The 14,129-nt window shown below is 51.1% G+C and carries 18 protein-coding genes; 10 read left to right on the top strand and 8 right to left on the bottom strand.

Going from position 1 to position 14,129, the window contains the following annotated elements:
- Positions 1 to 4 precede the first annotated feature (4 nt).
- From KEM39_RS03825 to radC, 4 genes are all read right to left on the bottom strand, one after another.
- Complete coding sequence (locus KEM39_RS03825) at positions 5 to 1,285, bottom strand: CAP domain-containing protein (protein WP_211709619.1); 1,281 nt, start codon at positions 1,283 to 1,285, stop codon at positions 5 to 7.
- Between the two features lie 33 nt (positions 1,286 to 1,318).
- A complete protein-coding gene (locus tag KEM39_RS03820; RefSeq protein ID WP_211709625.1) occupies positions 1,319 to 1,534 on the bottom strand; it encodes a hypothetical protein in 216 nt (71 codons plus the stop codon).
- A 7-nt stretch (positions 1,535 to 1,541) separates the two neighbouring features.
- The gene (locus tag KEM39_RS03815; protein ID WP_118996791.1) at positions 1,542 to 2,267 is read right to left on the bottom strand and encodes an epoxyqueuosine reductase QueH; all 726 of its coding nucleotides are present in this window, start codon (positions 2,265 to 2,267) and stop codon (positions 1,542 to 1,544) included.
- A 72-nt stretch (positions 2,268 to 2,339) separates the two neighbouring features.
- Positions 2,340 to 3,017 carry a RadC family protein gene (gene radC, locus KEM39_RS03810; protein WP_118996792.1) on the bottom strand — a complete coding sequence of 226 codons (678 nt, stop codon included), beginning with the start codon at positions 3,015 to 3,017 and terminating at the stop codon, positions 2,340 to 2,342.
- A 27-nt stretch (positions 3,018 to 3,044) separates the two neighbouring features.
- Between radC and KEM39_RS11830 the strand changes: the two genes are divergently transcribed.
- A complete protein-coding gene (locus tag KEM39_RS11830) occupies positions 3,045 to 3,167 on the top strand; it encodes a hypothetical protein (RefSeq protein WP_255294323.1) in 123 nt (40 codons plus the stop codon).
- Here KEM39_RS11830 and gshA read toward each other — a convergent pair.
- Positions 3,141 to 4,490: a glutamate--cysteine ligase gene (gene gshA, locus KEM39_RS03805; protein WP_118996793.1), complete on the bottom strand. Its 1,350-nt coding sequence runs from the start codon at positions 4,488 to 4,490 to the stop codon at positions 3,141 to 3,143. The genes KEM39_RS11830 and gshA overlap by 27 nt on opposite strands.
- 259 nt (positions 4,491 to 4,749) lie before the next feature.
- On the opposite strand from gshA, the gene leuC reads away from it, so the two are divergent.
- The 9 genes from leuC (at position 4,750) to KEM39_RS03760 (ending at position 12,213) form a co-directional block, all read left to right on the top strand.
- Positions 4,750 to 6,159: a 3-isopropylmalate dehydratase large subunit gene (leuC, locus tag KEM39_RS03800; protein WP_118996794.1), complete on the top strand. Its 1,410-nt coding sequence runs from the start codon at positions 4,750 to 4,752 to the stop codon at positions 6,157 to 6,159.
- Between the two features lie 124 nt (positions 6,160 to 6,283).
- Positions 6,284 to 6,538, top strand: coding sequence for a hypothetical protein (locus tag KEM39_RS03795; protein ID WP_107863217.1), 255 nt, complete (start codon positions 6,284 to 6,286; stop codon positions 6,536 to 6,538).
- A gap of 103 nt (positions 6,539 to 6,641) precedes the next feature.
- Positions 6,642 to 7,007 (top strand): VOC family protein, encoded by a 366-nt coding sequence (locus tag KEM39_RS03790; protein WP_118996795.1) that lies wholly within the window; start codon positions 6,642 to 6,644, stop codon positions 7,005 to 7,007.
- A 45-nt stretch (positions 7,008 to 7,052) separates the two neighbouring features.
- A complete protein-coding gene (gene leuD / locus KEM39_RS03785; protein WP_118996796.1) occupies positions 7,053 to 7,694 on the top strand; it encodes a 3-isopropylmalate dehydratase small subunit in 642 nt (213 codons plus the stop codon).
- Positions 7,695 to 7,867: 173 nt separating this feature from the next.
- Positions 7,868 to 9,139, top strand: coding sequence for a DNA cytosine methyltransferase (locus KEM39_RS03780; protein ID WP_118996797.1), 1,272 nt, complete (start codon positions 7,868 to 7,870; stop codon positions 9,137 to 9,139).
- Between the two features lie 15 nt (positions 9,140 to 9,154).
- Positions 9,155 to 9,886: an NgoBV family restriction endonuclease gene (locus KEM39_RS03775; protein WP_118996798.1), complete on the top strand. Its 732-nt coding sequence runs from the start codon at positions 9,155 to 9,157 to the stop codon at positions 9,884 to 9,886.
- Between the two features lie 33 nt (positions 9,887 to 9,919).
- A complete protein-coding gene (leuB, locus tag KEM39_RS03770; protein ID WP_118996799.1) occupies positions 9,920 to 10,990 on the top strand; it encodes a 3-isopropylmalate dehydrogenase in 1,071 nt (356 codons plus the stop codon).
- Between the two features lie 146 nt (positions 10,991 to 11,136).
- Positions 11,137 to 11,700 (top strand): YceI family protein, encoded by a 564-nt coding sequence (locus KEM39_RS03765; RefSeq protein ID WP_118996800.1) that lies wholly within the window; start codon positions 11,137 to 11,139, stop codon positions 11,698 to 11,700.
- 39 nt (positions 11,701 to 11,739) lie between these two features.
- Positions 11,740 to 12,213 (top strand): TonB-dependent receptor domain-containing protein, encoded by a 474-nt coding sequence (locus KEM39_RS03760; RefSeq protein WP_240002710.1) that lies wholly within the window; start codon positions 11,740 to 11,742, stop codon positions 12,211 to 12,213.
- Positions 12,214 to 12,421: 208 nt separating this feature from the next.
- Here the strand turns inward: KEM39_RS03760 and KEM39_RS03755 are convergent, their stop codons facing one another.
- From KEM39_RS03755 to KEM39_RS03745, 3 genes are all read right to left on the bottom strand, one after another.
- Positions 12,422 to 13,249 (bottom strand): hypothetical protein, encoded by an 828-nt coding sequence (locus KEM39_RS03755; RefSeq protein WP_118996801.1) that lies wholly within the window; start codon positions 13,247 to 13,249, stop codon positions 12,422 to 12,424.
- Complete coding sequence (locus KEM39_RS03750) at positions 13,206 to 13,409, bottom strand: zinc finger domain-containing protein (RefSeq protein ID WP_118996802.1); 204 nt, start codon at positions 13,407 to 13,409, stop codon at positions 13,206 to 13,208. Before KEM39_RS03750 ends, KEM39_RS03755 begins: the two co-directional genes overlap by 44 nt.
- A 136-nt stretch (positions 13,410 to 13,545) precedes the next feature.
- Positions 13,546 to 14,040: a hypothetical protein gene (locus tag KEM39_RS03745; protein WP_118996803.1), complete on the bottom strand. Its 495-nt coding sequence runs from the start codon at positions 14,038 to 14,040 to the stop codon at positions 13,546 to 13,548.
- Between the last annotated feature and the right edge of the window lie 89 nt (positions 14,041 to 14,129).

Raw genomic sequence — 14,129 nt, 5'->3', positions numbered from 1 at the left:
GTATTCAATCCTGTAAATAAAGGGTAACGCCGCGTCCCGGGCTGTCTTCCGGTGCAAGCGTGATGCGGCTGCCCGTCATTCCGCCAACGCTGAAGACGATGCCGCCCGCCTCGTGCCTTCCTATGGACAGGCGGCTGCCGGGCCGCTGCCGGTAGGTATAACGGGTACACGCTTCCAAGCACCAGCGTCCGCGCCAGTGGATGAAATATTTTTCGCCTTTTCTAACCGCAAGCGTCTCGCCTCCGTTCACCTCAAAATAAGGGTAATCGGGTTTTTGCGTTTTAAACTGCCATTTCGCCTGCGCGCGCCGTCCGTTGCGGACATAGTCGAATACCGCCGTATAGAGCGTGCCGTATTCCAAAGGCTTGAGCGGGAAAAGCGCGAATTGGTACACGGTCAGCCTGCCGTTGGGGTCGTTGCCGGCGGTTAAAACCCTGACGGGGCGGATTTCGTTTTTACCCTGATACAGCTTGAAACTTTTCATCGCAATTTTGCCTGCCGCCTCGGAAAAATCAATGCTGACAGGATTGCCCGTCATTTCATATTCCGGCACGGGGTCGGGACGTTCCCCGTAAAAATAAGGCAGCGCGCCGCTGCCGACCGGATAGGCTGTATAGAGCAGCTCCTGTGCGTGCATGACTTCGTCGGTGTACACGACCGCACCGTTGTGGCAGGCGTTGCGGTAATATTTCCGTCCCGCTTCAGGCTGATTTCTGCCTTGGGCGCAATGCCGCTCAAACCTGCCGTTGCCCTGATTGAATACGACGACGGTTTTGTCGTTTTCGAGCACAAATGCCGCACCTGCTTCGTCGGTATGGCGGTCAAGCAGGGAAAGGCGGTGGTAGATTGCGCTCATCAATCCGTCCACTTGGCGTTGCTGCGTGCGGATGTCGCTGTCGGACGATTCGGCGGCTTCCTCTTCCGTGCTGATGTTTTCATGCACGCCGTTGTAGAGATAACCGGCAAGGCGTGTGCGTTCGGTCAGCTTTTGTGCGGTGTAGTGCGGATTATCGGGATGATATTCTCCATGTCCGTCTTCGGGATTAAGCGTGAGATAGCGTGCGTGCCTGCGGGCGGAATTTTCCAAAACCGGCGCGTGTGCCAGCTCGTGCAAACCGATTTGTGCGCGGATGCGGTTGAGGTAGTGCAACGCATCGTCCTGCCCCCTGATTTGCGGTGCAGACGGATAGACAAGTTCTCCCACAGGCAGGGATTGGTTTTGGGTATGGTAGAAAACGCCTGCCGCCGAACCCAACAGAAGCAGCCAGATAACAAGGGATTTCATAATGCCGCCCTCCCGACGCGGCAACGGGGTGTTTTATAGTGGATTAAATTTAAACCAGTACAGCGTTGCCTCGCCTTGCCGTACTATCTGTACTGTCTGCGGCTTCGTCGCCTTGTCCTGATTTTTGTTAATCCACCATATCAAAACGGCAAACTTGCCAATGCGGTTTCTGCTTGCCGATTGCCAAACCGGCAAACCTTTCACCGTGCCGATGCCGAACCCGATGCCGTCTGAACCTTCAGACGGCATCGGGTGCTTATTTGTCCACCCGGATGGGTGTAGGTTCGTATTGTGTCGATTCGTCACCGTAATACAGCACGCCGAGTTTGATGGGGATGCGTCCCTGCGATTTGCGGTGGGCGTTGGAATCGCGCAAGGAATAGGCGCAGCCGCAATATTCCTGCTGGTAGAAGTTTTCACGTTTGCTGATTTCGATCATGCGCGCGCTGCCGCCGCCTTTGCGCCAGTTGAAATCCCAATACACCACATCATCATAGGGCGCGGCGGCGCGGTGTCCGCAGTCGTTGATTTGCGCCATATTTTTCCAGCGTGAAATGCCCAAAGAACTGGTAAAGACGGGGAAACCGTGTTCGTGCGCGTATTGTGCGGCTTTTTCAAAACGCATATCGAAACACATCGTACAGCGGATGCCGCGTTCCGGCTCAAACTCCATGCCTTTGGCTTTGGCAAACCATTCTTTGCGGTCGTTTTCGTAATCGTCGTCTTTATCGATGAAGGGGATGCCGAACTTTTCCGCAAAGCGCACGTTTTCCTCTTTTCGGAGCATATATTCTTTGTGCGGATGGATGTTGGGATTGTAAAAATAAATGGTGTAGTCGATGCCGGAGGCAAGCATCGCCTCCATCACTTCGCCGCTGCACGGGGCGCAGCAGGAATGCAGCAAGACTTTTTTGTTGCCGCCGGGCGGAACGAGAACCGGGCGGCCGATGTCGGTAACGGTAGGTTTGTTTTGTGTTTCCATTAACTTAACAATATCTGTCGAATACGGTTGAAGCGGCTATTTTATCAGAGCCGCCGCATATAAAACAGAGTGTCAGGGCATCAGCCCGAGCTGCCTGAACGAGCAGACGCTCCGGGAGGTTACGATGAAATGGTCGAGCAGGGAAACATCAACTAGTGACATTGCCTGTGTCAGCCGCCTTGTAAACATGATGTCTTCCTGCGAAGGTTCGGGCGAGCCGCCCGGATGGTTGTGCGCGATAATCAGGCTGTCCGCATACTCGTCCAAAGCCAGTTTGACGATTTCGCGGATGTAAATCGTGTTTTCCGCAACCGTACCGCGCGACAGCTCTCTGACCGTAATCAGTTGGTTTTGGCGGTTCAACAGCAGCGCGACGCTGATTTCGACTTTTTCCTGCCCCAAATGAAAGCGTAAATAATCGGCAACGGTATCGGGATCGGATAAGGTAATTTCTTCTTGCAATTCTTCCGCCAATATCCGCCTCCCGATTTCCCTGACTACGGCGAACTGTGTGAAACTCGCCGTCCCCATCCCTTTGTATGCTGACAGTTTGCCGACCTCCGCGCTCATCAGCTTCCCCAAGCTGCCGAACTCCTGCAACAGGTAGCGCGCCAAATCGACCGCGCTCATCCCGCGCGTCCCGACGCGTAAAAGGATTGCCAAAAGTTCCGCATCGCTCAACGCCGCCGCCCCGCGTTCCAGCAGTTTTTCCCTCGGCCTTTCGCCTTCCGGCCATTGCTTGATGCTCATATTTTCCCTTTTTTAAAATAGTCTGAGATGCCGTCTGAAACAGATGTTCCCACACGCCAAATATCCGAAATGCCGTCTGAACCGGATTTCCGCTTCAGACGGCATCTGTATTTCAAAACAGTCTTACGCCGTTTCTTCCAACTCGATTGAAGCCGCCAAAAGCGACAGGCGCGCCATCACGCCGTACACATAGAGGCGGTTGTGGACATTATCGACATCGCAGTCTTTTTCAGAGCGCGGCATACCGAGCGAATCCCATTGTTCGAATACGCGTTTGCAAGCTTCGGGGGCTTCTTGAGAATTATCGCCGTTACCGGTAGGAATGCTATTGGACAGCGGAACGAACACCATACCGCCGGCGTTGAGGTTTTCGTCCGCACCACGACCTTCGTGTACGCGGAAAAAGCCGCCGATGACGAAGCGGTCCATCATATACACGACGGGTTCGCACACCGCACCGTTCATGGTTTCGTAGGTATAGATACCTTCTTGAACAATCACTTCGCTGACTTCCAAGCCTTCTTTTACCTTCGCCATTTTGTTGCGGTTTTTACGGTTCAAGCCGCGTACTTCGTCGGCGGATTTGACGCTCATCACGCCCATGCCGTAAGTACCCGCGTCAGCTTTGACAATCACGAAAGGCCGGTCGGTAATGCCCAATTCGTCGTATTTGACTTGAATTTTCGCCAGCACGCGTTCTACCGCTTCTGCCAACGCATCTTCACCTTCCCGCTCTTGGAAGTCCAAACCGCCGATTTTTTCAAAATATGGGTTGATCTGCCACTCGTCGATGTCGATCAGCTTGGCAAATTCGGCGGCAACTTGGTTGTACGCGCCGAAATGATCTGTTTTACGGCGCGTCGTCCAACCGCCGTGCAGCGGCGGCAATACGGTTTGGCTGATGTCTTTGAGAATGTCGGGAATGCCGGCGGACAAATCGTTGTTCAACAAAACCACGCAAGGCGAAAAGCCGTCGGCAAGGTGGACGCGGTCGCGGGTTCGCAGCAAAGGCTCAAGCAGGATTTTATCGCCCAAGGCGGTTTCAAACTCGGTCGGTTCAGTAACTTCCGGATTCAAGCTGCCCAAGCGCACTTCATACCCTGCCGAGCGCAAAATCTCGCTGAGGGCGTAAACGTTTTGCAGGTAAAACGTATTGCGCGTGTGGTTTTCAGGAATAATCAATACGGATTTTGCCGTTTCGCAGGCACGCTGCACCGCATCTTGCGCCGCGACTGCCGCTAGCGGGATAAAGTTGGGATTCAAATTATTGAAGCCGCCGGGGAACAAATTCATATCAATAGATGAAATTTTGTAACCGGCATTGCGGATGTCGACCGAACCGTAAAACGGCGGACGGTGCACATTCCACTGCGAACGGAACCATGCTTCGATTTTTGCGTGGTTACACAGGATTTTCGCTTCAAATGCCTGAAGTTGCGCCGAATGTTCGGGCGACATAACCGGTAATTTCATCTTTCGTCTGCCTTTGTGTGTTTTTTGACAAGGTACAGATAATAATGCCTTTGAAAGAATGACGACAAGTATTCTTTCATATCGAATCATACTTTAGATATAACTGTTTACTGAAATGGACAATATGTCTAATTTTTTCGTTAAAATTGTTTACAAAATAACACTGACTCAAAAATTAGACAAAATTTGTTGCGCGGTATAAAGAATACGTCTAAAATCCGCCCAATCCGCATTACCATTTATCCAAAAGAACAACATCATGACCACACAAACCCTCTACGACAAACTTTGGAACAGCCACGTCGTCCGCGAAGAAGAAGACGGCACTGTCCTGCTTTACATCGACCGCCACCTGGTTCACGAAGTAACCAGCCCGCAAGCATTTGAAGGCTTGAAAATGGCCGGCCGCAAACTCTGGCGTATCGACAGCGTGGTCTCCACCGCCGACCACAATACCCCGACCGGCGACTGGGACAAAGGCATCCAAGACCCGATTTCCAAACTGCAAGTCGATACTTTGGACAAAAACATCAAAGAGTTTGGCGCACTCGCCTACTTCCCGTTTATGGATAAAGGCCAAGGCATCGTACACGTTATGGGTCCCGAACAAGGCGCGACCCTGCCCGGCATGACTGTTGTCTGCGGCGACTCGCACACTTCTACCCACGGTGCATTCGGTGCGTTGGCACACGGCATCGGCACTTCCGAAGTCGAGCACACCATGGCAACCCAGTGTATTACCGCGAAAAAATCCAAATCCATGCTGATTGCCGTTGAAGGCCGTCTGAAACCGGGCGTTACCGCCAAAGACGTGGCACTTTACATCATCGGACAAATCGGCACGGCGGGCGGCACGGGCTATGCCGTCGAGTTCGGCGGCGAAGCCATCCGCAGCCTTTCTATGGAAGGCCGCATGACTTTATGCAATATGGCGATCGAAGCCGGTGCGCGCTCAGGCATGGTTGCCGTCGATCAAACCACCATCGACTATGTAAAAGGCAAACCCTTCGCACCCAAAGGCGAAGCGTGGGACAAAGCCGTCGAGTACTGGCGTACGCTGGTTTCCGACGAGGGTGCCGTATTCGATAAAGAATACCACTTCAAAGCCGAAGACATCGAACCGCAAGTTACTTGGGGCACATCGCCCGAAATGGTTTTGGATATCAGCGGCAAAGTGCCTAATCCTGCCGAAGAAACCGATCCGGTCAAACGCAGCGGCATGGAACGCGCCCTTGAATACATGGGCTTGGAAGCCGGTACGCCATTAAACGAAATCCCTGTCGATATTGTCTTTATCGGTTCTTGCACCAACAGCCGTATTGAAGACTTGCGCGAAGCCGCCGCCATCGCCAAAGGCCGTAAAAAAGCGGACAATGTACAACGTGTATTGATTGTCCCCGGCTCCGGTTTGGTTAAAGAGCAGGCAGAAAAAGAAGGCTTGCACGAAGTATTTATCGAAGCCGGTTTTGAATGGCGCGAACCGGGCTGTTCAATGTGCCTTGCGATGAATGCCGACCGCCTGACTCCGGGTCAACGTTGCGCCTCTACTTCCAACCGTAACTTTGAAGGCCGTCAAGGCAACGGCGGACGCACTCACCTCGTCAGCCCTGCCATGGCAGCCGCAGCCGCAGTGACCGGTCGCTTTACCGACATCCGCACGATGGCTTAAAGTATTTTCAGACGGCCTTTATTCATCAGGCCGTCTGAAACAACACCTTACACAAGTAAGTTTTCCTATTGCGAAAAACGTCCGAAAAACTTCTCAATCATTGATAACTTGAAAGGAAACTAGTATGAAAAAACTGTTTGCATTGGCTGCCGCAGCCCTCATCCTGTCGGCTTGTTCCAGCACTTGGTCAGGCGCAAAAAAAGATGCCAACCGCAATTGGGACAAAACCAAAGAAACTGCCGAGCGCGTAGCCGATAAAACCAAAGAAACCGCCGAACACGTTGCCGACAAAACCGGCGAAGCCGTTAAAAAAGGCGGCAATGCAATAGGTCGCGGCATGAGCCATGTTGGCAGCAAAATCGAAGCCGCTACCGAATAATTCGGTAAATCAGGCCGTCTGAAGCTCCTGACTCCGTTTCAGACGGCCTGATACCTGATTACTTGTTCAGACATTTTCACGATTCCAAGCAAAGGGAGAAACAATGAGTAATCCGTCAAGCTGGTTTGGTATTCACGCTCATGATTTGGATCGCGCCAAAGCCTTTTACGAATCCGTATTCGGCAAGCCCCTGCAAGACGTTGGCGGCAACGGATTCCGTTTCATCATTTTTCCAGCCGATTACACGCAACACGGTACGGCCGGCATGATTTGGCACGACAGCAACGCCCAACCCTGCCACGGCGGTACAACCATTTTCTTCAATTGCCCGGATTGTGCCGAAACAGCAGAAAAAGCCGTTGCAGCAGGCGGCAAACTGTTACAAGAGAAATTCCGCATTGCCAACGGCTTTGCAGCATTTATCGAAGACACAGAAGGCAACCGAATCGGTTTGCACAGCACACGCTAACCCGAATAGCCATAAAATTTCCCATTATTACTATAAGAATCTGACATGAAAGCCTTTACCAAAATTACCGCCATCGTCGCCCCGCTCGACCGTAGCAACGTCGATACCGATGCCATCATTCCCAAACAATTTCTGAAATCCATCAAACGCAGCGGCTTCGGTCCCAATGCCTTTGACGAATGGCGTTACCTCGACCACGGCGAACCGGGTATGGACAACAGCAAACGCCCGTTGAATCCGGATTTCTCCCTGAACCAGCCGCGCTATCAAGGCGCGCAAATCCTGTTGACGCGTAAAAACTTCGGTTGCGGCTCTTCACGCGAACACGCCCCTTGGGCATTGGACGACTACGGCTTCCGCGCCATTATCGCCCCCAGCTTCGCCGACATCTTCTTCAACAACTGCTACAAAAACGGGCTTTTGCCCATCGTTTTGACAGAAGAACAGGTTGACCGGCTTTTCAAAGAAGTCGAAGCCAACGAAGGCTACCGGCTCTCCATCGACCTTGCCGGACAAACCCTGACCACTCCCGGCGGCGAAACATTCGCATTCGACATTACCGAACACCGCAAACACTGCCTCTTAAACGGTTTGGACGAAATCGGCCTGACCCTGCAACACGCCGACGAAATTCACGCCTTTGAAGAAAAACGCCGCCAAAGCCAGCCTTGGCTGTTTAACGGTTAAACCTATGCCGTCTGAAGGCCGTTCAGACGGCATTCCTGATAACATATAATTGCTGCGGCTAATGCAAACTGAGGGGCGATAAATTGCTTTCATCTTTTAAGCGGGCTTAGCAACACTCTAAATTAATGCAATAATGCAACTCTCCATTTCAAATGAATTTTTAGATTTTTAATATGCAACAAATTAAATTTATTGACTTATTTTCCGGAATGAGCGGCATCAGGAAAGGATTTGAACAAGCCTGTCGGAAACAGTCGGTTGCTTGCAAATGTGTTTTTACTTCAGAAATCAAACCGGCAGCTTTGGAAGTATTGAAGCAAAACTACCCTGATGAAGTGCCGTATGGAGACATAACGAAAATTGAAACAGGGGATATTCCCGATTTTGACATTCTGTTGGCAGGCTTCCCTTGCCAGGCTTTTTCTTTCGCCGGAAAAAGATTGGGCTTTGAAGATACGCGGGGAACGCTTTTCTTTGATGTGGCAAGGATTTTAAAAGCAAAAAAACCAAAAGGTTTTATTTTGGAAAATGTGGAAGGATTGGTGACACACGATAGAAAAGATCCGACACAAAAAATAGGGCGCACCCTGACCGTTATTTTGGAAACCTTGGAAGCATTGGGCTACTATGTTTCTTGGAAAGTTTTAAATGCAAAAGATTTCGGCATTCCCCAAAACAGGAAGCGCATTTATCTGACAGGCAGTTTGAAATCCAAACCTGACTTATCTTTCGAAACAACTCCAAGTCCGAAATTAAAAAATATTTTGGAATCGGGACTGCCTACCGAAAGCAGCCCTTTCATCAAAAAATTGCTAAAAAAATTTTCCCCGTCCGAACTGTACGGAAAATCAGTAAAAGACAAACGGGGAGGGAAAAACAATATCCACAGTTGGGATATTGAATTAAAAGGCGCAGTAACCGAAGAAGAGAAGCAATTGTTAAATATCCTTCTAAAAGAACGGAGGAAAAAAAAATGGGCTTCAGAAATCGGCATCGATTGGATGGATGGGATGCCTTTGACAAAAACACAAATTTCAATTTTCTATAAACACCCCGATCTCCAAAATATTTTGGACAGCCTGACAGATAAAGGCTATTTGGTTTTAGAGCATCCGAAACAAAAAATTGGCGGGCAAAGAATCAAAGACGAATCCCTGCCCAAAGGCTACAATATTGTTTCAGGTAAAAAATCATTTGAAATCAATAAAATATTAGACCCAAACGATGTTGCGCCAACCCTAGTTGCAATGGATATGGAGCACCTTTTCGTCGTTGACAACGGCGGTTTGCGTACACTTACCGGAAAAGAAGGTTTGCGCTTATTCGGCTATCCGGACGATTATTCGTTTGATATTCCTAAAAAAGACAAATACGATTTATTGGGCAATACCGTTGCCGTTCCTGTGATTAAGGCGGTATCCGAAAGACTCCTGCATACTTTATAAACCGACAGGGATAAAATGATAAAACTTACTGCACAACAAATATTTGATAAGTTGCTGGATGAGGAAAAAATCTTATCGGCTAATGGTCAAATTAGATTTTTCTTGGGCGATGTAGATATTATCGTCAAACAAAAAGATGTTGTCGGCAACATCATTCAGGAATGGCTCGGCGGATGGTTGAGAAAAAGGGAAATTGAATTTGATGTTTCAACCAATACCCAAATGCCTCCCGATTTCTTTTTAAATAAAAAAGACCGCAGCAGAGAATTGTTGGAAGTAAAGGCGTTCAACCGAAATGCCAGCCCGGGTTTTGATATTGCAGATTTTAAAATGTATTCTGATGAAATCATTCATAAGCCCTATATGCTGGATGTAGATTATTTAATATTCGGTTACGATATGGACGACAACGGCAATGTAACCATCAAGGATTTATGGCTTAAAAAAGTATGGCAAATTACTAGAAGTATGGATGGATGGGCAATTAATCTTCAAGTCAAAAAAGGTGTGGTGCATAAAATCCGCCCGGGTGTTTGGTACAGCATAAATAAAAAGAATATGCCTATGTTTGAATGCTTGGAAGATTTTGTTTCCGCAATTGAAGAAACCGTTTATCAAAACCCGGCAACACGGCATAACGCATCCTTATGGAAAAGGAAATTTGAGGAAGCCTATAAAAAATACTACAACCGATCGATTTCTATACCCCGTTGGCACGAAATTGCACATAAATACAAAAAGAAATAACCCTTCAACCATCAACCCATAAGGAAACTTAAAATGACCAAACATATCGCCATCCTCCGAGGCGACGGCATCGGCCCTGAAATCGTTGCAGAAACCGTCCGTGTACTCGACAAACTTATCGAACAAGGTTTGGATGCCGGCTACGAATACGCACCTTTGGGCGGCGAAGCCTACGACGAATACGGCCATCCCTATCCCGAATTCACGCAAAACCTCTGCCGCAAAGCCGATGCCGTCCTGCTCGGCGCGGTCGGCAGCCCGCAATACGACAATCTTGACCGCCCGCTGCGCCCCGAGCGCGGCTTGTTGGCAATCCGCAAAGACCTGAACCTGTTTGCCAATTTGCGTCCTGCCGTTTTATATCCCGAGCTAGCCAACGCCTCCACGCTCAAGCCTGAAATCGTTGCGGGTTTGGATATTTTGATTGTGCGCGAACTCACCGGCGATATTTATTTCGGCGAACCGCGCGGCATCCGCGTTCTGGAAAACGGCGAACGCGAAGGCTACAACACCATGAAATACAGCGAAAGCGAAATCCGCCGTATTGCCCACGTCGCCTTCCAATCCGCCCAAAAACGCAGCAAAAAAGTCTGCTCCGTCGGCAAAGCCAACGTTTTGGAAACCACCGAACTCTGGCGCGAAATCTTTGAAGAAATCGGCAAAGAATACCCTGATGTCGAGCTTTCCCATATGTATGTGGACAACGCCGCCATGCAGCTCGTGCGCGCGCCCAAACAATTTGACGTGATTGCCACCGGCAACATCTTCGGCGACATCCTCTCCGACGAAGCCTCCATGCTGACCGGCTCCATCGGTATGCTGCCTTCCGCTTCTTTGGACGAAAACGGCAAAGGCCTGTACGAACCATCTCACGGCTCCGCCCCCGACATCGCCGGACAAAACAAAGCCAACCCGCTTGCCACCATCCTCTCGCTCGCCATGCTGCTGCGTTACAGCCTGAACGACGAAGCGCGCGCGCAACAAGTTGAAAACGCTGTACAAAAAGTGCTGCAACAAGGCTTGCGTACCGGCGATATTTACGAAGAAGGCACGAAACTCGTTTTCTGCTCCGAAATGGGCGATGCGGTACTCGCCGCCTTGTAAAAAACAAAGCGCGGTGTTATCCGCGCTTTTTCATCTGCCCGTTCGTCAACCGCCTGCAAACCCACCGTTTACCGGCAGGAAATGCCATCAATCCCCGCCTATGTTAGGATAAACGCCTTTACCGGCCCACACAAAGGATCATCATCATGAAAAAAATCATCTTCGCCGCGCTCGCAGCAGCAACCATCGGCACTACCTCCGCCGCCACCTACAAAGTAGACGAATATCACGCCAACGCCCGTTTCTCCATCGACCATTTCAACACCAGCACCAACGTCGGCGGTTTTTACGGTCTGACCGGTTCCGTTGAGTTCGACCAAGCAAAACGCGACGGTAAAATCGACATCACCATCCCCGTTGCCAACCTACAAAGCGGTTCGCAACACTTTACCGACCACTTGAAATCAGCCGACATCTTCGATGCCGCCCAATATCCTAACATCCGCTTCGTTTCCACCAAATTCAACTTCAACGGCAAAAAACTTGTTTCCGTTGACGGCAACCTGACCATGCACGGTAAAACCGCCCCGGTCAAACTCAAAGCCGAAAAATTCAACTGCTACCAAAGCCCGATGGCGAAAACCGAAGTTTGCGGAGGCGACTTCAGCACCACCATCAACCGCACCAAATGGGGCGTGGACTACCTCGTTAGCGTTGGCATGACCAAAAGTGTCCGTATCGACATCCAAATTGAGGCAGCCAAACAATAAATCTTGATACGAGTCAATAAAAATGCCGTCTGAAAGAGTTTGGAAATCGAGCTGACCCAACTTTTCGACCTGAAACAATACGGACAACTCGAACTGCGCCTGTTTGCCGACAGGGTTCGCAATCATGCCGACGACAAAGACATTAGGAATGCGGACTCAAACCGCCTGCGCAATGACGGCTACTATATGCCCAACCTGCCTGTTTCCCGCTACGGGCTGGGTGCAAGCTGGAATAAAGGGGCATGGCAAATCGGCAGCAGCCTGACCCGCTACGCCGCTGCCAAACACACCGGAAACATGGCTGCGGCATACAAAGAACCCTCACTCGGCTCCTACGCCCTGCTCGATGCCTATGTCAGCCATACGCAAAAACACGGCAGATACAGCACAGAATGGTTCTTGGACGGCCGAAACCTGACCAACCGTACCGCGCGCGCGCAAAACTCCATACTCAAATACATTGCGCCGCTGCCCGGACGTTCTATCCGCACCGGTGTGAAAATTTCGCTGTAAATTGAAATAACGCGCTAAACCAAATGCCGTCTGAAATATTTTCAGACGGCATTTGTAAGGCGGCGGCAGCTTTTGCCCAAATTAGCAGCAGCTTTTGCACCGTCGCAGCGTAGAAAATTGTATAAGCTTTTGCACAAATTTATCCCCGTTTAATGGCCTGTTAAACGGGGATTATCTTATGTCTTTAAAAGTAGTATGCCGCCCGCTGTCAGAACTTATAAATCAGGTGGTCGTCGTAGCTTGAATTGCGGTTGATGGTGCTGCTCACTGTCAGGGTTTGGCTGCCTGCAAAACGCTCCCATCCGGGCAGGCGCAGTTCGGCCACGAGGTCGAGATAGGCGGGCAATTCGCTGCGGGTGCTGCTGAAAAAGATAAAGGGTGGGCGCACCATTGCCATCAGGCGCAGGAACTCTACCATGCCGAAGTAGGCTGCCTTGCGGTAGTTGCCCTGCTGGGTGCAGACGTAGGGCGGGTCGAGTACCAATAACGTGCGCGGGTTGCCGATATGCTGCGGTATCAGCTCGCGATAGGATTGGCTGACTATCTCCACGCCTTGCAGGTAGTCTTGTACCTCGGGGTAGTCGCTGAGGCTGATGCAGTTGTACATGGTTTTGCGGCATAGCTCGTCCAAATCGGCGGCGGTGTTGCCGCTGAATAGCAACCATGAAACCAAGCAGTCGAGGTCGATATAGCTGCCGAAGCTGCGGATGGCAGCCACGATGGCGGCCTTAATTGCCGGCGGTACCAGTTTGCTGCGTGGAACGGGGGCCAGCAGCCCGGCAAGCAGGCGGCGCAAATGGTTGATGTCGGGAATGTGTTGCAGGCGCTCGCTGTAGCCGTCGTAGTCGTTATAAATAACGCGGGCGGCCGGTTTGCATTGTTTGGCGGTATGCGATAAGAGGCCGGAACCGCCGAAGGCGTCTAAGATTGTCCAATCCTCCCCATTGCCGGGGATATGCTCATTTAATACCTGTTTAAACAGCTTTAAAAAGTTACGTTTTTGGCCGGTGAACGGCAGGGGTGCTTTGCGGTACATAAGTGCCTTTCTGCGTAGTGTTCGCAATTTCGGCACTCGGGGCGCTCCGGGTTGTTAAAGAACTGAATTGGTTTACTGTTTTGCAGCGTTGGCACTTGATTTGCACGGTGCCGCTGCCAATGGCCAGTAATTTGCCGCAGCTTTTGCATCGGTATTGCATTATTTTTCCTACATTGCGTGATACAATCCGCGTGGGTCAATGCAGGCTATCTCTGCTTGGCTGTCGCGGCGGGTGTTCCCGCACCCGCCGTGTCGCCGTCTTAGTTTTTTCCTCCCCGCCCGTGTGGCGGGGTTTTTCATACCTGCCTTTTTAAAGCGGGCACGATGGCGGCAAGGTCGTTGGGCGACCAGCGCCAGCCGTCGGGCAGCCCCAATGCGGCGGCGCACCACTCGGAGCAGAACCAGCGGCGGCGGTTTTGCGGCAGCCCGAAGGCAATACCCAATGCGCCCCTCAGGTCGTAGCCTTGGCCTCGGGTTTCCGCCCATACCCTTTGCAGACGTTCGTGTGCTTCGGAGGTTGACTCCATTTGGATCAAGTCCCACTTGGCCGCAGGCAGCGGCATGGTTTTCACGCGCACGCCGCCGTCCCGGATGGAGGCGGAATAGCATTGATACGCTGCCTGTTCGCCATTGTTTTTTTCTGTCAGCCTCACTGCAATCTCGCAGTGGCTGTATTGTCCTCGTGTGAGGGCACGGGTCAGCCAGTCGGTCGCCCTTGCACACCATACGCGCCAGCCGCTGCCGTCGCGACGGCCTTTGTAGAGGGCTAGATAAATTTTCCGCTCGCTCATCTGTTGGTCTCCCCGTCTTCAATTTGCTCATAGCTGGCCGTCCAGCCGCCGCTGTAGTCATATTCCAGAGGATTTTCGGCTTTGAGCAT

Origin of the sequence: Neisseria sp. Marseille-Q1983 (assembly GCF_018224585.1) — a bacterium.
Lineage (GTDB): Bacteria > Pseudomonadota > Gammaproteobacteria > Burkholderiales > Neisseriaceae > Neisseria > Neisseria polysaccharea.
This window is presented reverse-complemented; position numbering and strand designations above follow the sequence as displayed.